Source organism: Exiguobacterium chiriqhucha RW-2 (genome assembly GCF_000416965.1).
In the GTDB taxonomy this organism is placed as follows: domain Bacteria; phylum Bacillota; class Bacilli; order Exiguobacteriales; family Exiguobacteriaceae; genus Exiguobacterium; species Exiguobacterium chiriqhucha.
The window spans coordinates 251,133-275,069 of sequence record NZ_ATCL01000020.1 but is presented as its reverse complement, the minus strand read 5'-3'; the positions used below and the strand labels follow the sequence as shown (position 1 = coordinate 275,069).

The window sequence follows — 23,937 nt, the reverse complement described above, 5'->3', positions numbered from 1 at the left end:
CGAAAAAAATATAAACTTACAAGGCACAATTCTAGTGATTTTTCTCAAAAGCAGGTGGAAACGAATGCATAAAAAACTCGCACTATTTTCAGCGCTCGTCACGCTCGGGATGATGCTCGTCCTGATCATGGGTGGAACCGTGACAAAGACGGACTCCGGCGACGGGTGCGGAACGGATTGGCCGCTCTGCCACGGGAAACTGATCCCGACCAATCCGAGCGTCGAAACGATGATCGAGTACAGTCACCGTGTCGTCTCTGGCATCGAGGGACTGCTCATCATCGCCTTGACGATTTGGACGTTTGCGGTCGTCAAGAACCGGTATGATGTCAAAGTGTTCGCGTTCCTCGCGTTCATTTTCATGCTCATCCAATCGATTATCGGTGCCGGGGCCGTCATTTGGCAACAATCGGACGCGATTCTCGCGCTCCACTTCGGCATCTCGCTCGTCTCGTTCGCATCGCTGCTCATCTTGACGATTCTCTTGTTCGAAGGGGAACGCGTGCATCGGGCCGTCTCCGAACGGTTGAAGGTTCATCTTTACGGCTTGACGATTTATACGATGGTCGTCGTCTATACGGGCGCTTACGTCCGTCACCTCGGCGCGACATACGCCTGTGTCGGCTGGCCGATTTGTGACCAGAACGTGTGGACGTTCGAGTCGTACGTCCAAATGGGGCACCGTATCATGGCCGGATTGCTCGTCTTCTATACGTTATACGTCCTCTACTTGGCACGTCGGGAGACGAACCGCCTCGTCGAGAGCGGCATGTGGGCCTCGCTGTTCTTCATCCTGCTTCAAGTCGGCACGGGTGCGTGGATCGTCCTTGGGGGACACGCCACGTACGTCCCGCTTCTCCACGCCTTCTTGATTACCTGCTATTTCGGGATTATCTCGTACTTGGCATATCATGCGTATCGGAGTCAGAAACAGACGACCGAGGCCGCACGACAACAATCCATTTAATCACGTACACAAAAAGGAGCGAGGGCATCGCTCCTTTTTTTGATGCCTATTTACTGCGCGTCCTTGAACCGCTCGAGTGCCCGGGCACGCGCTTCCTTATGGTCGACGATTGGGTCGACGTATCCATCCCGCTCGGTCAAGTCAGGGAAATGAATCGCTTTTTTGTCGAGATTCGCGAGTTCGGGCACGTACTTCCGGATGAACGTCCCGTCCCCATCGAACTTCTCGGACTGCGTCGTCGGATTGAAGATACGGAAGTACGGCACCGCATCCGTCCCGACCGAAGCCGCCCATTGCCAACCCCCGATATTCGAGGCTGCTTCATAGTCGATCAGCTTCTGTTCGAAATAGCGTTCCCCTTTCCGCCAGTCGATCATCAGATGCTTCGACAAGAACGAGGCGACAATCATGCGAAGCCGGTTATGCATCCAGCCCTTCTCATTCAATTGCCGCATCGCCGCGTCGACGATCGGGTAGCCCGTCTTTCCGTCACACCACGCCTGGAAGTTCTCGTCATCGTTCTCCCAATCGAGATGCTTATACTTGTCGTTGAACGGACGGTCTTTCAGTCCCGGGAATTGGACCATGATCATATAGTAAAATTCACGCCATAACAACTCATCGTAATATGTGTCGCGTCCGCTCGATTTCGGCGCCTTCAACACCGCTTCCGTCACGGTCCGGATGGAGAGCACCCCGGTCCGGAGATACGGAGACAGACGGCTCGTGCCGGCGATGGCCGGGATGTCGCGGTCTTCATCGTACGCATCGATCCGATTCGCGACGAAGTCGCTCAAACGACGTTTGGCTGCTGCTTCGCCGAGCGCTTTCCACGCATGCTCACAGCGATCGAACTGACGCTTCAATTCGACCGGGACTTCATGCCCTGTCGTCACGTGACGCTTCAACGCATTCACGTCGACCTCATACGGCGCGGGCGGCGCCTCGGCATAGGCTGCTTTTTTAAATGGCGTGTATACCTTATACGGATCGCCGTCTTTTTTCGTGAACGCATTCGGGGCGAACAAATGGCGGTCGAGCAGGCGGATGACTTTGACCGCTTCCCCGAGCGCCTGGATGACGGCTTCGTCCCGCTGTTTGAACGGTTCGACATACTCGGCGTTGAAGTAGAGCACATCGAGCTCACCGAGCGCTTCGACGAACTGTTCGGCCGTATCGGCCACGATGACCCGAAGTCCGAGCCCGCGTTCTTCCAACTCGTCCATGAATTGACGCATCGTCGCGAAAAAGTAATCGTGGCGCGTCTCGAACGGCTCGCAATAGTTAGGGTTGAGCCAAAAAACGAACTCCATCTCATCGTCGGAATCAGCGTCTTTCAAGGCCCGGTGTAACATATGATTATCTGTCAATCGAAAATCCGATCGAAACCAGCATACTCGTCTCATCTCTCCCACTCCTATCTAAAAAAGAAGCATAGCGCGGCTATGCTTCTTTTCATTATACAAACTCAATCAATAAGTCGTCACTTTGGATTGTGTCGCCTTCTTTAATATGGACCGCTTTGACTTCTCCGTCTTGCGCGGCTTGGACCGTCGTCTCCATCTTCATCGCTTCCGTGACGAGGAGCTGTTCCCCGCGGTGGACACGGCTACCCGGTTCGACGAGCACTTTCAACACTGAACCTGGCATCGAAGCGCCGACTTGTTTCGGGTTCGCCCGGTCTACTTTCGGACGGCTCGTCGTCGCCGACTTCACGTTCACGTCTTTAATCTCGATTTCACGCGGGACGCCGTTCATCTCGTACGAGACGAGACGGATGCCGTCCTCGTTCGCCGCACTGATTTGAACGAGTTTGATGATGAGTGTCTTCCCGGTCTCGATTTCAACTTGAATCGTCTCACCGACGTTCAATCCGTAGAAGAACGTCAACGTGTCAAGCACCGATACATCCCCGTACGTCGTCGAATGCGTGACATAGTCTTCAAACACTTTCGGATACAATGCGTTCGAGAGCAATTCGAAATCTGTTACCGGACGATCGAGTTTCTCGAACAGTTTCGACTGGGCCGCTTCAAAATCATACGGCTCAATCAACTTACCTGGACGTACGTCAAGCGGCTTCTCACCTTTAAGAATCGCTTGCTGGACATCGGTCGGGAACCCTCCTGGAGGCGTCCCGAGTTCGCCGCGCATCATCTCGACGACCGAATCCGGGAAGTCGAGTTGGTGACCGCGGTCAATCACATCTTGTTCGCTCAAGTTATGCTGGACCATGAATAGCGCCATGTCGCCGACGACTTTCGACGACGGAGTCACTTTGACGATATCCCCGAACAACATGTTGACACGGGCATACATCGACTTCACTTCGCTCCAACGGTCACCCAATCCGACCGCTTTCGCTTGTTGCTGCAAGTTCGAGTACTGTCCGCCCGGCATCTCGTGCTCATATACCGACGGGTTCGAAGCGCGCATGTCGCTCTCGAACGGCTCGTAGTTATGACGCACGTCTTGCCAGTAATCGCTGATGACCTCGTAATGCTTTGCATCGATTTTCGGTTGACGCGCGTGATGGTCAAGCGCATAAATCAAGCTGCCGCCTGAAGGCTGTGACGTCATCCCCGACATCGAGCTCGCAGCCACGTCGACGATATCGACGCCCGCATCTGTCGCCCGGGCGTAAGTGAAGATCCCGTTGCCCGACGCGTCGTGCGTATGCAAGTGGATCGGCAAGTCGACGGCATCTTTCAATGCCGAGACGAGCGCGTACGCCGATTCCGGTTTGAGCAGGCCGGCCATGTCCTTGATGGCAAGGATGTGAGCCCCGCTCGCTTCAAGTTTCTTCGCCAAGTCGACGTAATACGGTAAGTGGTATTTCGGACGGCTACCGTCATACAAGTCACCCGTATAACAAACCGCTGCCTCGGCGACTTTGCCGGTCGGTAACGTCGCGTCAATCGCGAGTTGAATCGACTCGAGGTTGTTCAAACTGTCAAAGATCCGGAACACGTCGACGCCGGCATAGGCCGCTTCGTGGACGAATTTCTCGATGACGTTGTCGGCATAGTTCTTATACCCGACGGCGTTGGCACCGCGGAGCAACATTTGAATCAACACGTTCGGCATCTTCTCACGGAGACGCATGAGGCGTACCCAAGGGTCTTCTGAGAGGAAGCGATAGGCGACGTCGAACGTGGCCCCGCCCCATGCCTCGACCGAGAACAGCTCCGGCATGAGCTTGCTCGTCGGTTCGGCGATATTGATGATGTCTTGCGTCCGCATCCGTGTCGCGAGCAGAGACTGGTGCGCGTCGCGCATCGTCGTATCCGTCAATAACAGTTCGGGCTGGCGCTTAATCCAGTCGGCGAGGCCATCCGGACCAAGTTCCGTCAAAATCTGTTTCGTGCCCGGTTTGGCTTCAGCCGGCAGGTCTTGCGGAATCCGGACCGAGCGGCTGATCGGCTTGTCTTTCAAACCGACGCCCGGGAATCCGTTCACCGTGACATCGCCGATATAGTTGAGCAATTTCGTCCCGCGGTCTTTCCGTTTCGGGAAGACGAACAGTTCCGGCGTCTCATCGATGAACGACGTGTTATAGTCGCCGCTGATGAAGTTCTGATGCTTCATCACGTTGATTAAGAACGGGATGTTCGTCTTGATGCCACGAATCCGGAACTCGTTCAAGTTACGGACCATCTTCGAAGCGGCCTGTTCGAACGTCATGCCATGTGTCGACAGCTTCACGAGGAGCGAATCGTAATATGGTGAAATCTCGGCACCGACGTAGGCGTTCCCACCGTCAAGTCGGACACCGAAGCCGCCCGGAGAACGGTAGGCCATGATTTTACCGGTATCCGGCATGAAGTTGTTGGCCGGGTCTTCCGACGTGACACGAGATTGGATTGCGTAACCGAGCAATTTGATATCTTCTTGTTTCGGCATGTGGATGACGTCGCCGTGGAGCGACTCACCTTGCGCGATCATGAGTTGCGTCTGGACGATATCAAAACCAGTCACCATCTCGGTGATCGTATGCTCGACTTGAATGCGCGGGTTGACTTCGATGAAGTAGAACGACTCGTCTTCCGTGACGAGGAATTCGACCGTACCGGCATTGATGTAGCCGACATGGCGCATCAGTTTCACGGCTGCGTCACAGATGGCTTGACGCGACGCATCCGATAACGTCACACAAGGTGCGACTTCGACGACTTTTTGGTGACGACGCTGAACCGAACAGTCACGTTCGAACAAGTGAATGATGTTCCCGTGGTCATCCCCGAGGATTTGGACCTCGATGTGTTTCGGGCGTTCCACTAGTTTTTCTATGTACACTTCGTCTGAACCGAACGCTTGCTTCGCTTCTGACTTGGCACGTTCAATCAAATCTTTCATCTCGGCTTCCGTACGGATGACGCGCATCCCGCGGCCGCCTCCGCCCATCGCGGCTTTGACCATGAGCGGGAAGCCGTGCTCGTTCGCAAAGTCTAAAGCGTCCTCATAAGACGTGAGTGGTCCGTTCGAACCTGGAATGACCGGGAGTCCGGCTGCGATCGCACTTTGACGGGCCCGAACTTTATCCCCGAACGCATGAAGGTGCGATTCGTTCGGACCAACGAAGATGATGCCTTCTTCACGGCAACGACGTGCGAGTTCGATATTCTCAGACAAGAATCCGTAACCTGGATGAATCGCGTCAGCCCCCGACTGTTTCGCGATGCGGATCACGTCCTCGATATCGAGATAGGCGTCAATCGGTTTTTTATCGAGACCAATCAAATAAGCTTCATCCGCTTTAAAGCGGTGTAACGAGCCGCTGTCTTCTTGAGAATAGACGGCGACCGTGCGCATCCCTAATTCAGTGGCGGCACGGAACACGCGAATGGCGATTTCACCACGGTTGGCTACGAGTAATTTGCTAATTGATTTCAACATAAATCCCCCCATTTAAGTAGTTCAATCCTTTTTACCTTACAACATGCAATGATGAACTTTGAACGTTTTCTGCGGATTTCTCCCGAATTTCTGCCCGTTTCGTCGCTTCCCGGTGCCGATTTCGCATCGAGATGCTACTGAGCACACCGAGAATCCCCATCGTCATGATGAGTGACGTCCCGCCGTAACTGACGAGCGGGAGCGTGACACCTGTACCCGGGAACCAACCGGACATGGCACCGATATTGATTCCGGTCTGGACCATGATTTGAGCGGCGATGCCGAACGAGACGAACATCGCGAAATGACTATCGCTATGGTTGGCGATATTGACGGCCCGGAAAGCGATGAAGAACAGCAAGGCGAGGACGACGACGACCCCGATAAAGCCGAGCTCTTCAGCAATGATGGACATGATATAGTCCGTCTCCGGTTCCGGCAAGTACCCATACTTCTGATAACTGTTCCCGAGACCGACGCCGGTCAAGCCCCCATGGACGATCGAGATGATCGACATGAGCAATTGGTGCCCGTAGCCTTCAGGGTCCATGAATGGATTGAAGACGACTTCGATTCGGCTGCGCTGGTTCTCCGAGAAGATTGTCGTGAACATCAGATAGACAAGTCCAAACCCGGCGAGCACAGCAGGCACGATGATCCGAAGCGGCGCCCCGACGGCAAGCCACATGAGGAACATGATGGCCCCGAGGACGAACAAGCCCCCCATATCCGGCTGTCCGTTGATGGCGATGGCGTATGGGAAAAAGAAGTAGATGACCGGTATCATGAAGAATGCACCAAACTGAGCCCGGATTCCTTTTTTAGTGATAGCGGCTCGCCCTAGTCGACCAGGCAACCCTTTCAGCTCCCCATTCCACAACTGGTGATAATAGTTGGCGAGCAGTAGAATCAACACGAATTTGGCGATCTCGACCGGTTGAATCGTAAAGCTGCCGATGATGAGCCAGGCGCGCGCCCCGTTGAGCGGTGGCATCGCCCACGTGATGAACAACAGTACGACCGATACGAAATAGAGGCCGTACAAAATATTAGGTTTTCTAAAGTTCTCATAGCGGAACATCGTCGCAATGAAGTAGACGACAATCCCGATTCCTGCGTAGACGAGTTGGCGATAGAACAAGCCGCTGTTCGCGTAATCGCCGCGATTCCACACGCTCGCACTATAAATCATGATCGAACTGATTCCGACGAGCATGAGCACTGCAATGAACAACGAGAAATCAAAATACCGAAACCGAGTTTTCATGTTTTCACTTCCTTATGTACAACAATCACTGACCCATTATAAAAAAATACTCAAACAGCGCCGCTTGCACAGTTTGAGTATAAGGTTCATAAATCTGAAGCTTCCGCGAGGGCGGACAGCTTTTGTTCCAATGAATCGAGCAGTCCTTTACCTTCAATGTCTGAAATGAGTCCAAGACGGACCGCAAAATCAATTTGGCGTGATAGACCGAACATATGTGTATCAAGCACCTCTTCATAAAGCGGGCACTTCGGCATTTTTAGGTTTTCTAACTGCACTTCAATCAAACAACGGATTTTTTCTGCGTCTGCCTCTAATAGTTGAAGCGCTTGCTCCCGTTGGACTGCAGCCAAATTTGTCGCCACTACGACCCCTCCTCCGTACAATGACAGACTGTTTGTCATAACTCAACTGTACATTATATTTCATCATAATTCAATGAACAGTCTGGATTCGCGGCGAGTTTCTCGCAGTTTCCCTTTTTCTGAGAAAGAGCTGTATAATGTACAGTGTATTGTGAATAAAGGGGGCGTATCCATGATTTTTCCACTAGACGGAGCGGTTCGTCACGCGCTGACGATCGACCCGACCGTATGGATTTTTGATGACCGCAAGCGAAACGTCGAGGATCTCGACCGCGCGGTAGAAAGTGACAACGACGCATACTATGCCAAGATGGGGAAGGCATGGGATGACGGCTTGACGCAAGGGTCACGCGTCGACCATAACAAACCGATGTCTCGGGCTGATAAGGATGCGGCGCTGCGCGACTCGTTCGCGATGCCGTTCGCGCCATTCCTTCAAAATGCCGAACCGATCGCCACGGCGACGCACGTCAGTTTTTATGGGGAGACGGTGCTCACGTTGCCAATCGACGAGGCCAGAAGCGTTTACTTACAGTTCTCTCGAGACGGAAAAGTACTCGCGGACGGTCCGGTGTACGTCTTGCACAATCAACAAGTATGGCGTGGTGTCCATCACATCGCCGTGCGAACAGAAGCATGATAGAGAAGGCACAGCGCCTTCTCTTTTTTTAGACTTTTTACTTCATAAAGTGTAACATATAGGGTATCGAAAAACTTCAATCTCGAAAGGTCGTGACGCTTACGTACCCTTTATGGAAGAAAAACTTAATCATTGTCTGGATCGGTAGCTTTTTGACGGCGGCCTCGATGAGTCTAGTCCTACCGTTCCTCCCCTTGTTCATCGAAGAACTCGGGGTCACCGATCCCGACCAAGTCGTTACGTGGTCCGCGGTCGCATTCGGCGCCACTTTCCTCGTGGCTGCCATCGTCTCCCCGCTGTGGGGACGGCTCGCCGACCAAAAAGGCCGCAAATTGATGCTCATCCGCGCTAGTCTCGGTATGGCCGTCGTCATGACGCTCATCAGTTTCGTCCAAGACGTGTATCAGCTCGTCGGTTTACGGCTCTTAATGGGTGCCGTATCCGGATTTATCTCGGCGGGGATCACCCTCGTCGCTTCACAAACGCCTAAAGAGAAAAGTGGCTGGGCGCTCGGCACACTGTCGACCGGTGGCATCACCGGCGGACTCCTCGGTCCCTTGATTGGAGGACTCCTCGCAGACTTGATTGGGCTTCGACCCGTTTTTCTCTTGACCGGCAGTGCCTTATTCATCACGTTCCTCATCACACTCGTGTTCGTCAAAGAGGACTTTGTGCCGGTGGCGCGCGAGCGGCTTGATTCGACGCGATCGATGATCGCCTCGCTCCGTAACCCGCAACTCATATTTAGTCTGTTTCTGACGACGTTCTTAATCACGTTCTCGGCCCAATCGATTGGCCCGCTGTTGACGCTGTATGTCCGGGAATTGAACCCGTATACGACGTCGCTCGCCTTTATCGCAGGGATCGTCGCGTCAGCTCCTGGTGTGGCCGCCCTCATTTCCGCACAACGTCTCGGTCGGCTCTCCGACCGCTACGGGGCCGAACGCATCCTGTTCTGGGCGCTCATCGTCTATAGCGCCTTCTTGATTCCACAGGCATTCGTGACGTCGACGACACAACTCGTCATCATGCGATTCGGCCTCGGCTTCGCCACGGCGGCACTCATGCCGTCGGTACAGTCGTTACTCCGCCAACATACGCCGAGCCGGGCGACCGGCCGCATCTTCTCTTATAACCAATCGGCCCAGTTCATGGGCAACTTGCTCGGACCGTTGTTCGGTTCGCAAGTCGTCGCCCACTTCGGATTCTCGGCACTGTTTATCGTGACCGGTCTGATTATGCTGATGAACGCCTTCCTGGAAAAATCGAACGTGCAAGTGGCACTCCATCCAAATACGAAATAAACGCCGAGCGGCCGCTCGGCGTTTTTCGTTATAGTAAATCGGCGGCCAACCGGGCGAGCGACGAGCGCTCCCCTTTGATGAGTTGGACGTGTCCGAATACGTTTTGACCTTTGAAGCGTTCGACGGCGTACGTGAGACCGTTCGAATACTCGTCCAAATACGGATGGTCGATTTGATACGGGTCCCCGACGAGGACGATTTTCGAGTTCTCGCCGACCCGGGTCAGAATCGTCTTAATCTCATGTTTCGTCAAGTTTTGGGCCTCGTCGATGATAATGAACTGATCCGGCATGCTGCGACCACGGATATACGTGAGCGCCTCGAGCTGAATCGATTTGATGCCGGCCAAGATGTTCCCGAGTTCGTCTTTCGAGTTGGCGTTGAACAAGAACTCCAAGTTATCATAAATCGGCTGCATCCATGGCCGGAGCTTCTCTTCCATCTCACCGGGCAAATAACCGATGTCGTTCCCCATCGGGACGACCGGCCGGGCCACGACGAGCTTGTTGAAGCGACGTTCGTCTTCGACGAGCGACAGGCCTGCCGCGAGCGCGAGCAACGTCTTCCCGGTACCGGCCTTCCCGAGCAGTGTCACGAACGGAATATCGTCCCGCAACAACAAGTCGAGCGCCATCCGTTGCTGGACGTTACGGGGATGGATGCCCCACACGTGTTCGACGTCTAGCGAGAGCGGACGGAGGATCGGTTGCAACCCATCGACGACCGCGAGTGCGCTCGCTTTCGAGACGTTACTCTTTAAGACGACGAATGAGTTCGGATATAGCTGATTTTTTGAAACGGCTTCTAGCGGAAGCTGTCGGACTTTATAAAATTCATCGATGATGGCTTGATCGACTTCGATTTCACGATAGCCGGCGTATAAATTCGTCGTATCGACGATATGGTCGGTCAAGTAATCCTCGGCTTCAATGCCGATGGCGTCCGCTTTGACACGGACGAGTATATCTTTCGAGACGACCACGACTTTACGGGTCCGGTCGTGCTCGTATTGTTTCATCAGTCCAAGTGCCACGGTCAGGATACGATTGTCGTTCGTCATGACGTCGAACGGGAAATCGACAGTATGCTCGTGACCGATCTCGACGAACAATCGTCCGCCGTTCTCGAGCGGGACCCCGTCGTGCAGTTTACCGGTCGTCCGCAATTGATCGAGCACGCGGGCCGTTTCTCGGGCGTTGCGGCCGACTTCATCCATATTACGTTTTTTACCGTCAAGCTCTTCTAAAACGATGGCGGGAATGACGACATCGTGCTCATCGAATTGGAACAAGGATAGTGGGTCGTGTAAGAGTACGTTCGTATCGAGCACATACGTTTTTTTCATAGACTTTGCCGCCCCTCGAAAATTGTTGGTGATCAAGAATTCAAACTCTCCTTGACTTCACGGTCCAACTTTTCTGCTGCTTCGACATCGTACGTCTTGACGATGTCCGGTTGTCCATAAGTCGCCCCGTAAAAGGAAATGTTACGGACCTCTTCGACTTTCCCTTCAAAAAAGCGAAGGTGTAACGCCGGCTTCACGCTCGGCTCGAACTCGTGTACGTGTGACAGGGCGATACTGTAGGCAAGTCCCCCTTCAAGAAAGATGAGACTCGCTGTCTTCTCATACGAGAGCAACGTGATCACATGCGAATTCTTCGTCAACGCCAAGCGAATCGTCCTCTCGTTCGGCGCTTGCACCCAGCTGATCGCATGGGTGATCGGCCACCGTTTCGGCTCATCAAACGTGACTAAGAACGTCAACGGCATCTCGTTCAATACGTCTTGTTGCGCCCTCGAAAGTTCGAACGCAGCTTTACTCGCCATAGACTCCCCTCCTCCCGAACGGGTATACGAAATGGATTCGCCCTTACAAACCTCTTTCCCTGCTTTTCTCTCCTGAAATCATGCTATAATCAACGAAGAGGAAGGTGAGACCATGCGCGTAAAGTGCTCTCTTTGTGACAAAATCGATACGATTGATTCGTGGTCGTTCGAAGCGAAACGACTTCGTAATAAACCTGCTAAAACGTATATGTGCCAGACGTGTCAAGAACGCATCACCGCGCGAACAGCGGAGCGTGCCGCGACCGGCCAATTCCACCTATATCCATCGTTCCGCCAAAAACGGAGATGGTAAGCAAAAATGGACGTTTCGCCCGAGGGCGAAACGTCCATTTTTTAATGTGATTCGATGCCTTGTCGACGGTTCCACCAAAGGCGGCCCCGGTAGATTGCCAAGACGACAGCCATGACAAGGAGAACTTCTGGAATCGGCCATGTGAAGAAGACGAGCGCCATCGTGCCTGCCCCGAGTGCGAGCAGCATATAGACGACGAGTGATTTCCACCACGTCAATTGTTTCGCAAAACCTAATTTAAACACAAGGATCGTCAATAAGATGACCGTGATGATTAACGCGTTGAATCCGACCGAGAAGTCGTTCGCGTCACTGCCGACGCCAAGTAGCGAGGCAATCCACGGCACATCGATTTGTGTGATGTCCATCGTTTGAGAAGCTTTCAAGCTGATAATCCCCCTTTATTTCCTACACAACCATTCTACACTATCCAAAACAAAAGGGAACGCCTAGGCGCTCCCTTTTTTAAGACTTATTCTTTACCAAGTTTACGACGCTTGTCAGCTTTCTCACGCTCGTTCTTGTTCAAGACTTTTTTACGGAGACGGATTGACTCCGGCGTGATTTCACAGTACTCGTCATCGTTCAAGAACGTGAGCGATTCTTCGAGTGAGAAGACGCGTGGACGTTTCAAGACTTGTGTCGAGTCTTTTGCTGAAGCACGCATGTTCGTCAACTGTTTTCCTTTGACGGCGTTGATTGCGAGGTCGACGTCACGGTTACATTCACCAATGATCATTCCCTCGTATACTTCTACACCTGGCTCGATGAAGATCGTTCCACGGTCTTCAAGGGCACCGATCGAGTAAGCCGTCGACTTACCAGGTTCGATACAAACCATGACACCACTGCGGCGTCCGCCGATGTCAGCAGCGATGAACGGACGGTACTCTTCGAACGTGTGGTTCAAGATTCCATATCCGCGTGTCGCTGACAAGAACTCGTTACGATAGCCGATGAGACCACGTGAAGGAACGATGAATTCCATACGTGTTTGACCGTTGTCGTTCGTGTTCATGTTGGCAAGTTCACCTTTACGGAGACCGATTGATTCCATGACTGAACCTGTGTACTCTTCTGGCACGTCAACGATGACGCGTTCGAACGGCTCAATTTTCGTACCATCTTCGTCTTCACGAATGATAACTTGTGGTTTCGAAACTTGAAGTTCGTAGCCTTCACGACGCATGTTCTCGATCAAGATCCCGAGGTGAAGCTCACCGCGGCCTGAAACGACCCATTGGTCAGGTGAATCAGTGTTTTCGACACGGAGTGAAACGTCCGTCTCGAGTTGTTTCATCAAACGCTCTTCGATTTTACGTGCCGTCACGAAATCGCCTTCGCGTCCTGCGAACGGTGAGTTGTTTGTCATGAAACGCATTTGAAGCGTCGGCTCATCGATGCGGAGAAGCGGAAGTGGCTCTTCTTTACCGACTGGCGTTACCGTCTCCCCGACGTTGATGTCTTCCATCCCGGCGATGGCGATCAAGTCACCAGCTTTGGCTTCTTCGATTTCAACACGTTTGAGGCCGAAGTAACCGAACAATTTAGTGACGCGCAATTGTTTGATTGATCCGTCTGTTTTGCAAAGTGACACTGATTCGCCGACTTTGATTTTCCCACGGAAGACGCGACCGACACCAATTCGGCCGAGGTAGTTGTCGTAGTCGAGCATCGTGACTTGGAACTGAAGCGGCTCATCCGAGTTATCGATTGGTGCCGGTGTGTTCTCAAGAATCGTGTCGAGCACGTACGTGATTGTATCTTCTTGCTTCTCTGGATCAGGATCGAACGAACTTGAACCGCTGACAGCAGACGTATAGACGACAGGGAATTCAAGTTGATCTTCATCTGCTCCAAGGTCGATCAACAAGTCGACAACTTCGTCGACGACGTCGAGTGGGCGTACCATCGGCTTGTCGATTTTGTTAACGACAACGATTGGACGGAGACCTTGGTCGAGTGCTTTCTTCAATACGAAACGCGTTTGCGGCATGCAGCCTTCACGTGCATCGACAACGAGGATAACGCCGTCAACCATACGCATGATACGCTCTACTTCACCACCGAAATCGGCGTGACCTGGTGTATCAACAATGTTGATGCGTGTATCTTTATAATCGATTGCCGTGTTTTTCGCGAGAATCGTGATTCCGCGTTCACGTTCGATGTCGTTCGAGTCCATGGCGCGTTCTGCGACCATTTCGTTTGTCCGGAATGTACCAGACTGTTTCAATAATTCATCGACGAGCGTTGTTTTACCGTGGTCAACGTGGGCGATGATGGCTACGTTCCGAAGGTTAGTTCTTACATTCATGTAGTTAGTCCTCTCTTATTTAAAAAAGTTTCATCTTTTATTCAACTTTAAGAGTATAGCACACGTCCCACCACCTTTGTCGAGTGTTATCAACTGTTAACGTTTTCAAACGCATCATTTTTGACTACAATGAAGAAGACTAGCGAAAGAAGGGGGAATCTCCATGCAACTCATGTTCGTTTTAATCGCGACCGCGGTCGTCGCCGGCTTCGTCGGTATCGGCATCGGTGTCGCTGAAGGAAGTGCCGCCATCATCATCGGCAGTCTCGCCTTGAGCGGCATCGCCACATTTTTTGGAATCAACTTGCGCCGCCGGGTCCTCTCGAACCGACGTCCATAACACAAGGCCCGGGCAAAACGCCCGGGCCTTCTTTATGATTTTGTCCTTTTTGCGCCCACGCTTATAGGTCGCGCGTCAGACAGATGCGGTCACGCAAGGCGAGCCCGTCCTCTTCGATTGGCGGATAACCGTGGTCCGGGAAGTAATCCCGCTCGACTGATTCAAAGCGGAAACCGGCTTGTTGATAGAAGCGCAACTGGACGATGCTCGAGTTGCCCGTACAGACGAGCATTTGCTTCGCCCCGCTACTCTCGGCCCGACGAATCGCGTCTTGGAGCAGGCGTTGCCCGATCGTCTGGTTCTGCCGTTCCGGTTTGACGGCGATATTGACGAGCTCGATTAACGTCTCGCTGCGTCTGACGAGCATGTACGCCCCGACACGTTCCCCGCCGAGCGTGGCCTCATATGTCGTCCCGGCTTTGTATTGATCGCGGACCATCGTTTCATTCGGGTTGGCCAGGACGAGCAAGTCACGGACGCGGTCGTAAGACCCGTTGATTCCAATTTGCAAGTCCGGCTTCACTTCAGGGGTCGCGCCCTTGGCGATGACGTAATGCTTCACGACGTCCTTGACGAACGTCTCGCTCCCCGCGAGAACGGACGTCTTCCCGTCATAGCGGACCGGCTCCCCATAAATCGAGACGACCCGTCCCCCGACTTCTTCGACGAGCAGTTTACCGGCAGCATAGTCCCACGGCATATTGCGCATCGTGATATACCCGTCGACTCGTCCCGCTGCGAGCCAGGCGAGTTCGAGCGAGGCGGCCCCATGCGCCCGCGTGCCGACGGAATCGCGCACAATCGGCGCAAGCACTTCCGGTGCGATTTGCTGGTTTGGCGTCACCCACGTCGCGTTCATACTGAGGAAAGCATCCCGGACATGGTGTTCTTTGATGGTCGGGAGTTTCCGGCCGTTCAGCGTCGTCCCGACGCCACGGCGTGCGATGAACAGCTCATCCGCCATCACATCGTAAACGAAGCCGTACTCGACGACCCCATCGACCATGATGGCGATCGAGATGGCGAACATCCGCTTTTGATGGATGAAGTTCAATGTGCCGTCAATCGGGTCGACGAACCAGACCGTGCCCGACAAATCATCCGGTTCCGTCGAGATACCCTCTTCCCCGATAATATGATGCTCTGGATACGACTCACGAATCCGGTCGACAATCAACTGTTCGACGGCCCGATCGATTTCCGTGACCAAATCACCTTTCCCCGTCTTGCGTTCGATTCGATAGCTCTCGTCAATCTGTAAGCGGATATACTCCCCTGCCTGTTTAATCAAGTCAATCGCGAACCATTCCAACATGTTTATCACCTCTATTATGTATTGTACCAAACAAAAACCAGTATCCGCATGGAATACTGGTTGAATGGGTGGTTGTGGGTCAGGCTTCGAGACGCAATAGTTCTTGGCGATATTTCTCTAACCGATGCTTGCTAGCCTGGACAGTGGCATCATCTTGTGACGCCATTGCATCGAAGAGCGTTGCCAATTCATAATCAATCTCTAAGCGCAGCACCGGAATCCGTTTTTCTGCGTCTTTTCTTTTGAATGCCTCGATCACTTGTTTCATGAGATGCCACACTCCTTTAGTTGGGCTACAAGTTACGGTTTAGTAAGTTGAATTGAGTATATCAGATGAGATTCAAAAAAGAAAGAGAATTGTCTGACTATTTTGAATTTTTTATCTTAGTGAGTATATTCCCATTTCAACTAAGCCTAAACCTGATTGAACTGTTAATGATATGTACCCTATTTATTAGAGAAATAACAAAAAAAGCATGAGAAAACGGTTACGTCCTCCCATGCTTTCCAGCAGTTACAACTTTATAATCTTTGCATTTGATTTTAGGGCCGCTTGGACCGTACGATAGGTAGAGTATCCGGTCTGCTCATCGTGAACGGCACTCAGCTGTTTCTCTTCTGACTTCGACGTCACGATTTGTTTGAACGACCGATACGCGTCCAAAAACGACTCCCGGTCGACACCGCCTTCATTGGCCAAGGCGACTTGGTTATAGAACTCGACGACTTCAATCAGTTCATCTGTCGTCCAGTCCGGATTAATCGGATAGTTAATTTGCATATTCTTCACCTCGACAACCATTGTATCAACAAAAAAAACTATTGCAAGTTGGGATAGAAATCACTATAGTTTTTTTGTTGCATTGTTTTTGAATCGAAATGTTCAGATTGCCCAAAGCTTGAAACCAAACCGACAACCCATATACACACTGTTATCAAGGAGGACTTACTATTGAAACTTAAAGGTGCTACACAGCTCGAGACACCGCTCTTTGACACGTTGCTCACGCACGTGGATACGAACCCGATCGCGTTCCATATCCCTGGCCATAAAGGCGGAAAAGGGATGGACCCTCAATTCCGTGACTTCATCGGCGAAAACGCCTTGAAGATTGATTTGATCAACATCGCCCCGCTCGATGATCTCCATCATCCGAAAGCGTCGATTGCTGAGGCCGAGCGCCTCGCTGCCGAGGCGTTCCGTGCCGACGAGACGTTCTTCTCGGTCCAAGGGACGTCGAGTGCCATCATGGCGATGATCATGGGCGTCGTCGGTCCGAACGAGAAAATCATCGTTCCCCGGAACGTGCATAAATCCGTCATGTCCGCCCTCATCTTGACCGGGGCCCACCCGGTCTTCATCCATCCGGAATATGATGAGACGTACGGGATTGCCCACGGGATCACAGCAAGCGCCGTCGAACGCGCCCTCGAGATGCACCCGGACACAAAAGCAGTCCTCGTCATCAACCCGACCTACTTCGGCATCGCCGGTGACTTAGAGCGCATCGTCGCCGTCGCCCATGCGCAAGACGTACCGGTCCTCGTTGATGAGGCACACGGTGTCCACTTGCCGTTCCACGACGAGCTCCCGCTCTCGGCGATGCAAGCCGGAGCGGACGTCGCGGCCACGAGCGTACACAAGCTCGGCGGCTCGATGACGGGAAGTTCGATTTTGAACGTCCGTCGCGGTCTCGTCTCCCCGGAACGGATTCACGCGATGTTGTCGATGATTACGACGACGTCGACGTCTTACCTCCTCCTCGCGTCGCTCGACGCGGCCCGTCGTCAATTGGCGACGAAAGGAGAAGCGATGAACGAACGTGCCCTCACGCTCGCACGAACGGCTCGTACGGCCATCGACAATATGCCGCACTTATCGGTATACGGTCACGCCGAACTCCATTCAGAGTCGACGTACGCGCTCGACGAGACGAAAATCCTCGTCTCTGTCCGTGAGCTCGGGATCACCGGCTTTGAAGTCGAGAAGTTTTTGCGTGAGACGCATCGAATCGAAGTCGAGATGTCAGATTTGTTGAACGTACTGTTCATCGTGACGAGCGCCGACGACGAATCGACGATTCAAGCGTTGATTGACGGCATGCGTGACGTCGTATCGGTTTACGATCAGTCAGGAAACGATTCACTATCGATCATGCTCCCTGAGATTCCACCGCTTGCACTCAGCCCGCGTGACGCGTTCTACGAGGAGACGGAGACGATTCCGCTCGAGAACGCCGTCGGACGCATCTCGGCCGAGTTCATCATGGTGTATCCACCAGGAATCCCGATCATCATCCCGGGAGAACTCATCACGACTTCGACGCTCGATTATATCATGGCGAACATCGAGGCCGGTCTTCCCGTCCAAGGACTTGAAGATGAATCGCTTCAAATGATTAAAGTCATCCAACAGACAAAAGCCATCCGTTAAGACGAAAGCGAGCCGGTCCATATGGACCGGCTCGCTTTGTGTCATCAAAAGAAAAGGTAGCTTATGATGATCGAATTGCTTCCCCTACGTACCATTATAAGAAAACGCTTACATTTTTTCAAGGGTAGAATTTGGCGATTGTTCTTGTTCTTGCCCACTTTCGTCCAGACAGAGTCGTAAAAACTCGGCGACGTGGTCTGTATCACGCAACGCGATCCCGAGCATCGGATACAGTTGTCTCGGTTCTTCGAGCGCATGGATGTCAAGAAGGGCAGACTGCCCGGTCTGCATACAGACGACGAGCACTTTCCCCATGAATTGATGCGTATACACAAAGCCGAAATCATAACGTGACGTCTCGGTCTCGATTCCCGTGAAGCGGACACGGCTCGTCTCAGAGACGGTATATAACAATTCTTCATCGAACGCCATCATCGTTCCCTCCTTTCTCACTTCATTCCTTATTTTCCTTTATACTGAACGTACGAAACATAAGGAGGACGACTTATGAAGATTCGAAAAGCGAACGAACAAGATTGCGACGAACTGGTGCGACTCATGCGGCAATTATGGCCAGACGCGCCTGAAGCCGAACTGATCCCTGAGGTGCGGCTCGGGATTCGTTCCGGCAAGATGCACTATTTTATCGCGGAAACGGATGAAGCGGTCGGCTTTTGCCAGCTTAGCTTCCGTCATGACTACGTCCCCGGAACGACCGCTTCCCCGACCGCCTTTTTAGAAGGGATTTATGTCGTCGAAACCGCGCGGCAACAAGACGTGGCGACACGACTCGTCGATGCCGCCTCCGCGTTTGCCAGGTCGAAAGGATGCGACGAGCTCGCCTCCGATACGGAAATCGAGAACGACGGCAGCCAACGGTTCCATGAACGCATCGGCTTCCGAGAAGTCGAACGGACCGTCCATTACGTAAAAAAGCTCTCTCGCGAGTAAGCGAGAGAGCTTTTGACTTATTTAACGACGTGGATTGGCATACCCATTGCGATTTCTGCCGCTTCCATTGCCATCTCACCGAGTGATGGGTGAGCGTGGATTGTAAGCGCGATATCTTCTGCAGTCATGCCTGCTTCGATGGCGAGACCAAGCTCGGCAATCATATCTGAAGCGCCAGTTCCCGCGATTTGAGCACCGATCAAGAGACCGTCCTCTTTACGCGTGATGAGCTTCATGAAGCCGTCTGGCTCGTCAAGAGCGAGGGCACGGCCGTTCGCTGCGAATGGGAATTTCGATACAGTGATCTCAAGTCCTTCTTCTTTTGCGAGTGGCTCTGTGTAACCGACTGTTGCAAGTTCAGGGTCAGTGAAGACGACCGCTGGGATTGCTGAGTAGTCGAGGTAAGCTGGCTTACCGGCAGCTGCCTCCGCTGCGACTTTCGCTTCGTAAGAAGCTTTGTGCGCGAGCGGTGGTCCTGGTACGATGTCGCCGATGGCGTAGATGTTTTCGTTCGACGTTTTGCACTGGTCGTCGATTTCGATGATGCCGCGGTCGCTGATTTTAACTTCCGCGTTTTCGAGACCGATGTCGCCAGTGTTTGGACGACGGCCGACTGTGACGAGGACGTAGTCCGCTTCAACAGACTGCTCTTCGCCGTTCACTTCAAACTTAACTGTTACGCCGTCTTCTGTTTCCTCGACGCCTTTTGCAAGAGCGTTCGTGTGAATCGTGACGTTGCCTTTTTGTTTGAGTTTCTTTTTGACGATTTGCGTCATTTGCGGCTCGAAGCCAGACAAGATGTCGCTTGCGCCTTCAACGACGACGACTTCTGTATCGAAGTTCGCGTACGCTGTGCCGAGCTCCATACCGATGTATCCGCCGCCGATAACGACAAGTTTCTTCGGTACTTCAGGAAGAGCCAATGCGCCAGTTGAAGAAAGGACGCGTTTTGACCATTTGAACGATGGAATCTCGATTGGTGTCGAACCAGTCGCGATAATCGCTTTTTTGAACTTGTAAGGAGTTGAGCTATCTTCTGTGATGACACGAACTGTGTCTTCAGATGCGAAGAAAGCTTCACCTTGAACGATTTCAATCTTGTTACCTTTCAAAAGGCCTTTAACGCCGCCAGTCAATTTGTTGACGACCGACTGTTTCCAGTCTTGGACTTTTGTGAAGTCGACTGACACGTTGTCAGACGTGATTCCCATTGACGAGTGACCTTTCGCGTGCTGGAAGTTGTGACCAGCCGTGATCAATGCTTTCGATGGGATACAACCGACGTTCAAGCAGACGCCACCAAAGTTTCCTTTTTCGACGATTGTGACTTTAAGGCCGAGTTGTGCGCCACGAATGGCTGCGACGTATCCACCAGGACCGGCGCCGATGACAAGCAAATCAGTTTCTTGTGCGAATTCTCCTACTACCATGTTCTTATCCCTCCATCATTAGAAGTGCTGGATCTTGAAGCAAGCGTTTCACCATGTTGAGTGCGTTTTGAGCTGTTGCACCGTCGATGAGGCGGTGGTCAAAGCTGAATGAAAGCGCGAGGACTGGAGCCGCGACGATTTCACCGTCTTTAACGACAGCTTTTTCAGCGATGCGACCGATACCGAGAATTGCAACTTCTGGGTGGTTGATGACAGGTGTGAACCATTGTCCACCAGCTGAACCGATGTTCGTGATTGTGATCGATCCGCCTTTCATGTCGTCCCCAGCAAGTTTGCCTTCACGTGCTTTACCGGCAAGCTCATTGATGTTTGTAGCGAGTGCATAGATTGATTTACGGTCCGCTTCTTTGACGACAGGAACAACGAGACCGTTGTCCGTATCAGCAGCGATACCGATGTTGTAGTAGTTTTTGTAGACGATTTCTTCGTTCACATCGTCGATTGACGCGTTGATCGCTGGGTAAGCTTTCGCTGCAGCAGTCAATGCTTTAACGACGAACGGCAAGTACGTGAGTTTCACGCCTTGGTCAGCAGCCACTTGTTTGAACTCTTTACGGAGTGCGACGAGTTTCGTGACGTCGACTTCGTCCATGAGTGTAACGTGTGGAGCTGTGTGCTTCGAGTTAACCATTGCTTTCGAGATCGCTTTACGGATACCACGGATTTTCTCACGCGTTTCGAGTTCAGGCGTTGCTGACTCGTAAGGTTTGATTTCCGTTTTCGCAGCCGCTGCTGGAGCTACAGATTCTGTTTTCTCTGTTGTAGCTTCTGCTGTTGGTGCTTCTCCGTTTGCGAATGCATCGATGTCTTCTTTCAAGACGCGGCCGTTGTCGCCAGAACCCTGGACTTCACGGATGTCGACGCCTTTTTCACGAGCGTACTTGCGGATTGAAGGCATTGCGATGACGCGCTCCGATTTGTGAAGTTGAACTTCACGCGGGCCGTCTTCTTTCACGTCTTCTTTCACATCTTCAGTCTTCTCTTCAGCTTTAGGCTGTTCAGGAGCTGCTTCTTCTTCACCGGCTGGTGCGTCACCTTCGATATCGAACGTGATGAGGACGTCGCCGACGACCGCAACTGTACCTTCAGAGACTTTGACTTCTTTAACTGTTCCATCAACTGGAGCAGGAATCTCAACGACGGCTTTGTCGTTTTGTACTTCAAGAAGAATGTCATCTTCTTTTACTGTATCCCCTGCTTTTACGAACCACTTGACGATTTCACCTTCGTGAATTCCTTCACCGATGTCTGGTAATTTAAATTCAAATACTGCCACTGGTTTTTCCTCCCATCAATTAATCATGTAAACACAATGAGGGAGACAATTCTCCCTCATCGTTAAATGAACACGATCAGAAGTTGATAACTTCCTTAACTTTTGCAACGACATCTTTATGGTCAGGTAACCATGCGTCTTCACCTTGTGCGAAAGCGAAGACTGTGTCTGGTGCAGTTACACGAAGCACTGGTGCCTCGAGGTGAAGAATTGCGCGTTCTTGAATTTCAGTTACGACGTTAGCCGCAATCCCTGCTTGACGTTGTGCTTCTTGAACGACGATCGCACGGCCAGTCTTTTTAACAGACTCGACGATTGTATCGATATCAAGCGGGCTCACTGTCATGAGGTCGATGACTTCGACGTTGATGTTTTCTTTTTCGAGCTCTTCTGCCGCTTTGAGTGACGTGTGGACCATTGCACCGTAAGTGATGATCGAAACGTCAGTTCCTTCGCGTTTCACGTCTGCTTTTCCAAGCTCGATCGTGTATTCGCCTTCTGGAACTTCGCCACGGAATGAACGGTAAAGTTTCATGTGCTCGAGGAATACGACTGGGTCGTTGTCACGGATTGCTGAGATCAAAAGACCTTTTGCATCGTATGGCGTTGACGGGATGACGACTTTAAGACCAGGTGTCTGAGCCATCAAGCCTTCAAGGCTATCCGCGTGAAGTTCTGGTGTTTTAACACCGCCACCGAATGGTGAACGGATTGTGATTGGCTGGCTGTAAGCGCCGCCTGAACGGTAACGCATACGCGCCATTTGAGCTGCGATCGAGTCGAACACTTCGAATACGAATCCGAAGAATTGAACTTCCATGATCGGACGGAAGCCTGTAAGACCGAGACCGATGGCAAGACCACCGATACCAGACTCAGCAAGCGGCGTGTCGAAGACACGGTCTTCGCCGAGCTCGTCTTGGAGACCTTCCGTTGCACGGAAAACCCCACCGTTTTTACCAACGTCTTCTCCGAAAAGAAGTACTTTCTCGTCGCGCTTCATTTCAACGCGCATCGCATCAGTAATCGCTTGGATCATTGTCATTTGAGCCATAACTTACTTCGACTCCTTTGCTGTATATTCTTCAAGCTGCTCTTTCAAGTTTGAAGGAAGTGTTTCGAACATGTTGTTGATGAAGTCCGAAACTTTTTGTTTTGGTTCTTTGTCAGCGAGGCTGATCGCTTCTTTCACGTCTGCTTTCGCTTGTTCGATGACTTCATTCTCCATGTCTTCGCTCCAAAGCTTCTTGCCTTCGAGGAAGAGGCGGAAACGAACGAGTGGATCTTTCTCTTGGTACTCTGTATCAAGTTCTTTTGTACGGTAACGCGTTGGGTCATCCCCTGCGAGCGTATGTGGTCCGTAACGGTATGTGAGTGCTTCGATGAGCGTCGGAGTTCCGTCAAGTGCGTCTTTACGCGCTTGTTGTGTTGCGGCGAGGACAGCAAGAACGTCCATTCCGTCAACTTGGATTCCGTTGATTCCCGCTGCGACAGCTTTTTGCGCGATCGTTTTAGCTGCAGTTTGCTTCTCAACAGGTGTCGAGATGGCAAAGCGGTTGTTTTGAACGACGAAGATGGCTGGTGATTTGAATGCACCTGCGAAGTTCAATCCTTCGTAGAAGTCACCTTGTGATGAACCACCGTCACCCGTGTAAGTAATGGCGACGTTTGTGTTGCCGTTGCGTTTGAGGCCCATTGCCACACCCGCAGTTTGAATGATTTGTGCCCCGATGATGATTTGCGGCATCAAGACGTTAACGTCTTCAGGAATACGGTTACCTGCGACGTGACCACGTGAGAACAAGAACGCTTGATAAAGCGGAAGTCCGTGGAATACGAGTTGCGGGATATCACGGTAGCCTGGAAGAATCCAGTCTTGTTTGTCGAGCGCATATTGCGTCCCGATCATCGTTGCTTCTTGACCAGCCACTGGCGCGTAGAAACCTAGGCGTCCTTGACGGTTGAGCGAGATGGCACGTTGGTCCCAGATTCGTGTATAGACCATGCGGCGCATAAGCTCCTGAAGTTGCTCGTCCGTTACATCTGGCATTGCGTCTTGGTTGACGACCTCGCCCTTCTCGTCGAGAATACGGAACGTTTGGAAGTTTTCTTCCACGTTTTGAAGTACCTGAACGTTGTTCATTCGTTTCACCTCATCCTTTCAACTATGAGACAATTGTCTTTTTTGTGATCAAACACTACCTCAAATCTTAAGTGTATCTGTCCAAAAAAGCAATCTGTATTAACGTGATTCAGGAAAGTTACACTTATCCT

At 52.0% G+C, this 23,937-nt stretch carries 23 protein-coding genes; 7 read left to right on the top strand and 16 right to left on the bottom strand.

Annotated elements, in window-relative coordinates:
• Nucleotides 1-64: 64 nt before the first annotated feature.
• A complete protein-coding gene (locus tag M467_RS25495; RefSeq protein ID WP_021067015.1) occupies nucleotides 65-967 on the top strand; it encodes a COX15/CtaA family protein in 903 nt (300 codons plus the stop codon).
• A gap of 50 nt (nucleotides 968-1,017) precedes the next feature.
• Here the strand turns inward: M467_RS25495 and M467_RS25490 are convergent, their stop codons facing one another.
• From M467_RS25490 to M467_RS25475, 4 genes are all read right to left on the bottom strand, one after another.
• A complete protein-coding gene (locus M467_RS25490) occupies nucleotides 1,018-2,373 on the bottom strand; it encodes a cryptochrome/photolyase family protein (protein WP_021067014.1) in 1,356 nt (451 codons plus the stop codon).
• Between the two features lie 52 nt (nucleotides 2,374-2,425).
• Complete coding sequence (locus M467_RS25485) at nucleotides 2,426-5,863, bottom strand: pyruvate carboxylase (RefSeq protein WP_021067013.1); 3,438 nt, start codon at nucleotides 5,861-5,863, stop codon at nucleotides 2,426-2,428.
• Between the two features lie 31 nt (nucleotides 5,864-5,894).
• Nucleotides 5,895-7,130 (bottom strand): FtsW/RodA/SpoVE family cell cycle protein, encoded by a 1,236-nt coding sequence (locus M467_RS25480; RefSeq protein WP_021067012.1) that lies wholly within the window; start codon nucleotides 7,128-7,130, stop codon nucleotides 5,895-5,897.
• A gap of 86 nt (nucleotides 7,131-7,216) precedes the next feature.
• Complete coding sequence (locus tag M467_RS25475) at nucleotides 7,217-7,495, bottom strand: Fpa/YlaN family protein (RefSeq protein WP_021067011.1); 279 nt, start codon at nucleotides 7,493-7,495, stop codon at nucleotides 7,217-7,219.
• A gap of 172 nt (nucleotides 7,496-7,667) precedes the next feature.
• On the opposite strand from M467_RS25475, the gene M467_RS25470 reads away from it, so the two are divergent.
• Together M467_RS25470 and M467_RS25465 are read left to right on the top strand one after the other, a co-directional pair.
• Entirely contained in the window at nucleotides 7,668-8,135 is a 468-nt protein-coding gene (locus M467_RS25470; protein ID WP_021067010.1) for a hypothetical protein, read from the top strand.
• Nucleotides 8,136-8,227: 92 nt separating this feature from the next.
• A complete protein-coding gene (locus M467_RS25465; protein ID WP_021067009.1) occupies nucleotides 8,228-9,439 on the top strand; it encodes a multidrug efflux MFS transporter in 1,212 nt (403 codons plus the stop codon).
• A gap of 28 nt (nucleotides 9,440-9,467) precedes the next feature.
• On the opposite strand, the gene M467_RS25460 is transcribed toward M467_RS25465, so the two are convergent.
• On the bottom strand, nucleotides 9,468-10,784 hold the full coding sequence (locus M467_RS25460; protein ID WP_021067008.1) for a PhoH family protein: 1,317 nt from the start codon (nucleotides 10,782-10,784) through the stop codon (nucleotides 9,468-9,470).
• Between the two features lie 32 nt (nucleotides 10,785-10,816).
• On the bottom strand, nucleotides 10,817-11,266 hold the full coding sequence (locus tag M467_RS25455; RefSeq protein WP_021067007.1) for a PNPOx family protein: 450 nt from the start codon (nucleotides 11,264-11,266) through the stop codon (nucleotides 10,817-10,819).
• A gap of 112 nt (nucleotides 11,267-11,378) precedes the next feature.
• Here M467_RS25455 and M467_RS31630 point away from each other — a divergent pair, with 112 nt between their 5' ends.
• Complete coding sequence (locus M467_RS31630; RefSeq protein WP_021067006.1) at nucleotides 11,379-11,579, top strand: YlaI family protein; 201 nt, start codon at nucleotides 11,379-11,381, stop codon at nucleotides 11,577-11,579.
• A gap of 41 nt (nucleotides 11,580-11,620) precedes the next feature.
• Here the strand turns inward: M467_RS31630 and M467_RS25450 are convergent, their stop codons facing one another.
• Together M467_RS25450 and typA are read right to left on the bottom strand one after the other, a co-directional pair.
• A complete protein-coding gene (locus tag M467_RS25450) occupies nucleotides 11,621-11,965 on the bottom strand; it encodes a YlaH-like family protein (RefSeq protein WP_235045181.1) in 345 nt (114 codons plus the stop codon).
• Nucleotides 11,966-12,051: 86 nt separating this feature from the next.
• A complete protein-coding gene (gene typA, locus M467_RS25445; protein ID WP_021067004.1) occupies nucleotides 12,052-13,896 on the bottom strand; it encodes a translational GTPase TypA in 1,845 nt (614 codons plus the stop codon).
• 163 nt (nucleotides 13,897-14,059) lie between these two features.
• Here typA and M467_RS31800 point away from each other — a divergent pair, with 163 nt between their 5' ends.
• Nucleotides 14,060-14,236 (top strand): hypothetical protein, encoded by a 177-nt coding sequence (locus M467_RS31800; protein ID WP_021067003.1) that lies wholly within the window; start codon nucleotides 14,060-14,062, stop codon nucleotides 14,234-14,236.
• A gap of 61 nt (nucleotides 14,237-14,297) precedes the next feature.
• On the opposite strand, the gene M467_RS25435 is transcribed toward M467_RS31800, so the two are convergent.
• The 3 genes from M467_RS25435 to M467_RS25425 form a co-directional block, all read right to left on the bottom strand.
• The gene (locus M467_RS25435) at nucleotides 14,298-15,551 is read right to left on the bottom strand and encodes an inositol monophosphatase family protein (protein ID WP_021067002.1); all 1,254 of its coding nucleotides are present in this window, start codon (nucleotides 15,549-15,551) and stop codon (nucleotides 14,298-14,300) included.
• 79 nt (nucleotides 15,552-15,630) lie between these two features.
• A complete protein-coding gene (locus tag M467_RS25430; protein ID WP_015881266.1) occupies nucleotides 15,631-15,819 on the bottom strand; it encodes a hypothetical protein in 189 nt (62 codons plus the stop codon).
• 246 nt (nucleotides 15,820-16,065) lie between these two features.
• A complete protein-coding gene (locus tag M467_RS25425) occupies nucleotides 16,066-16,332 on the bottom strand; it encodes a UPF0223 family protein (protein WP_021067001.1) in 267 nt (88 codons plus the stop codon).
• A gap of 171 nt (nucleotides 16,333-16,503) precedes the next feature.
• Here M467_RS25425 and M467_RS25420 point away from each other — a divergent pair, with 171 nt between their 5' ends.
• Nucleotides 16,504-17,985, top strand: a complete 1,482-nt coding sequence (locus M467_RS25420; protein ID WP_021067000.1) for an aminotransferase class I/II-fold pyridoxal phosphate-dependent enzyme — start codon at nucleotides 16,504-16,506, stop codon at nucleotides 17,983-17,985.
• 108 nt (nucleotides 17,986-18,093) lie between these two features.
• Here the strand turns inward: M467_RS25420 and M467_RS25415 are convergent, their stop codons facing one another.
• The gene (locus M467_RS25415) at nucleotides 18,094-18,417 is read right to left on the bottom strand and encodes a DUF3055 domain-containing protein (protein WP_021066999.1); all 324 of its coding nucleotides are present in this window, start codon (nucleotides 18,415-18,417) and stop codon (nucleotides 18,094-18,096) included.
• A 75-nt stretch (nucleotides 18,418-18,492) separates the two neighbouring features.
• On the opposite strand from M467_RS25415, the gene aac(6') reads away from it, so the two are divergent.
• Nucleotides 18,493-18,936: an aminoglycoside 6'-N-acetyltransferase gene (gene aac(6') / locus M467_RS25410; protein WP_021066998.1), complete on the top strand. Its 444-nt coding sequence runs from the start codon at nucleotides 18,493-18,495 to the stop codon at nucleotides 18,934-18,936.
• 17 nt (nucleotides 18,937-18,953) lie between these two features.
• Here the strand turns inward: aac(6') and lpdA are convergent, their stop codons facing one another.
• The 4 genes from lpdA to pdhA all read right to left on the bottom strand — a co-directional run bounded on the left by lpdA (nucleotide 18,954) and on the right by pdhA (nucleotide 23,806).
• Nucleotides 18,954-20,366 carry a dihydrolipoyl dehydrogenase gene (gene lpdA / locus M467_RS25405; RefSeq protein ID WP_021066997.1) on the bottom strand — a complete coding sequence of 471 codons (1,413 nt, stop codon included), beginning with the start codon at nucleotides 20,364-20,366 and terminating at the stop codon, nucleotides 18,954-18,956.
• A gap of 4 nt (nucleotides 20,367-20,370) precedes the next feature.
• Nucleotides 20,371-21,663, bottom strand: a complete 1,293-nt coding sequence (locus M467_RS25400) for a dihydrolipoamide acetyltransferase family protein (protein WP_021066996.1) — start codon at nucleotides 21,661-21,663, stop codon at nucleotides 20,371-20,373.
• 76 nt (nucleotides 21,664-21,739) lie between these two features.
• Nucleotides 21,740-22,717 (bottom strand): alpha-ketoacid dehydrogenase subunit beta, encoded by a 978-nt coding sequence (locus tag M467_RS25395; RefSeq protein WP_021066995.1) that lies wholly within the window; start codon nucleotides 22,715-22,717, stop codon nucleotides 21,740-21,742.
• A 3-nt stretch (nucleotides 22,718-22,720) separates the two neighbouring features.
• Nucleotides 22,721-23,806 carry a pyruvate dehydrogenase (acetyl-transferring) E1 component subunit alpha gene (gene pdhA / locus M467_RS25390; protein WP_021066994.1) on the bottom strand — a complete coding sequence of 362 codons (1,086 nt, stop codon included), beginning with the start codon at nucleotides 23,804-23,806 and terminating at the stop codon, nucleotides 22,721-22,723.
• Nucleotides 23,807-23,937 lie beyond the last annotated feature (131 nt).

What these genes read in the sequence shown, in the direction of transcription:
- M467_RS25495 (WP_021067015.1), top strand. Translation starts at nt 65, where the DNA reads ATGCATAAAAAACTCGCACTATTTTCAGCGCTCGTCACGCTCGGGATG.
- M467_RS25490 (WP_021067014.1), bottom strand. Translation starts at nt 2,373, where the DNA reads ATGAGACGAGTATGCTGGTTTCGATCGGATTTTCGATTGACAGATAAT.
- M467_RS25485 (WP_021067013.1), bottom strand. Translation starts at nt 5,863, where the DNA reads ATGTTGAAATCAATTAGCAAATTACTCGTAGCCAACCGTGGTGAAATC.
- M467_RS25480 (WP_021067012.1), bottom strand. Translation starts at nt 7,130, where the DNA reads ATGAAAACTCGGTTTCGGTATTTTGATTTCTCGTTGTTCATTGCAGTG.
- M467_RS25470 (WP_021067010.1), top strand. Translation starts at nt 7,668, where the DNA reads ATGATTTTTCCACTAGACGGAGCGGTTCGTCACGCGCTGACGATCGAC.
- M467_RS25460 (WP_021067008.1), bottom strand. Translation starts at nt 10,784, where the DNA reads ATGAAAAAAACGTATGTGCTCGATACGAACGTACTCTTACACGACCCA.
- M467_RS25455 (WP_021067007.1), bottom strand. Translation starts at nt 11,266, where the DNA reads ATGGCGAGTAAAGCTGCGTTCGAACTTTCGAGGGCGCAACAAGACGTA.
- M467_RS31630 (WP_021067006.1), top strand. Translation starts at nt 11,379, where the DNA reads ATGCGCGTAAAGTGCTCTCTTTGTGACAAAATCGATACGATTGATTCG.
- typA (WP_021067004.1), bottom strand. Translation starts at nt 13,896, where the DNA reads ATGAATGTAAGAACTAACCTTCGGAACGTAGCCATCATCGCCCACGTT.
- M467_RS31800 (WP_021067003.1), top strand. Translation starts at nt 14,060, where the DNA reads ATGCAACTCATGTTCGTTTTAATCGCGACCGCGGTCGTCGCCGGCTTC.
- M467_RS25435 (WP_021067002.1), bottom strand. Translation starts at nt 15,551, where the DNA reads ATGTTGGAATGGTTCGCGATTGACTTGATTAAACAGGCAGGGGAGTAT.
- M467_RS25430 (WP_015881266.1), bottom strand. Translation starts at nt 15,819, where the DNA reads ATGAAACAAGTGATCGAGGCATTCAAAAGAAAAGACGCAGAAAAACGG.
- M467_RS25425 (WP_021067001.1), bottom strand. Translation starts at nt 16,332, where the DNA reads ATGCAAATTAACTATCCGATTAATCCGGACTGGACGACAGATGAACTG.
- M467_RS25415 (WP_021066999.1), bottom strand. Translation starts at nt 18,417, where the DNA reads ATGGCGTTCGATGAAGAATTGTTATATACCGTCTCTGAGACGAGCCGT.
- lpdA (WP_021066997.1), bottom strand. Translation starts at nt 20,366, where the DNA reads ATGGTAGTAGGAGAATTCGCACAAGAAACTGATTTGCTTGTCATCGGC.
- M467_RS25395 (WP_021066995.1), bottom strand. Translation starts at nt 22,717, where the DNA reads ATGGCTCAAATGACAATGATCCAAGCGATTACTGATGCGATGCGCGTT.
- pdhA (WP_021066994.1), bottom strand. Translation starts at nt 23,806, where the DNA reads ATGAACAACGTTCAGGTACTTCAAAACGTGGAAGAAAACTTCCAAACG.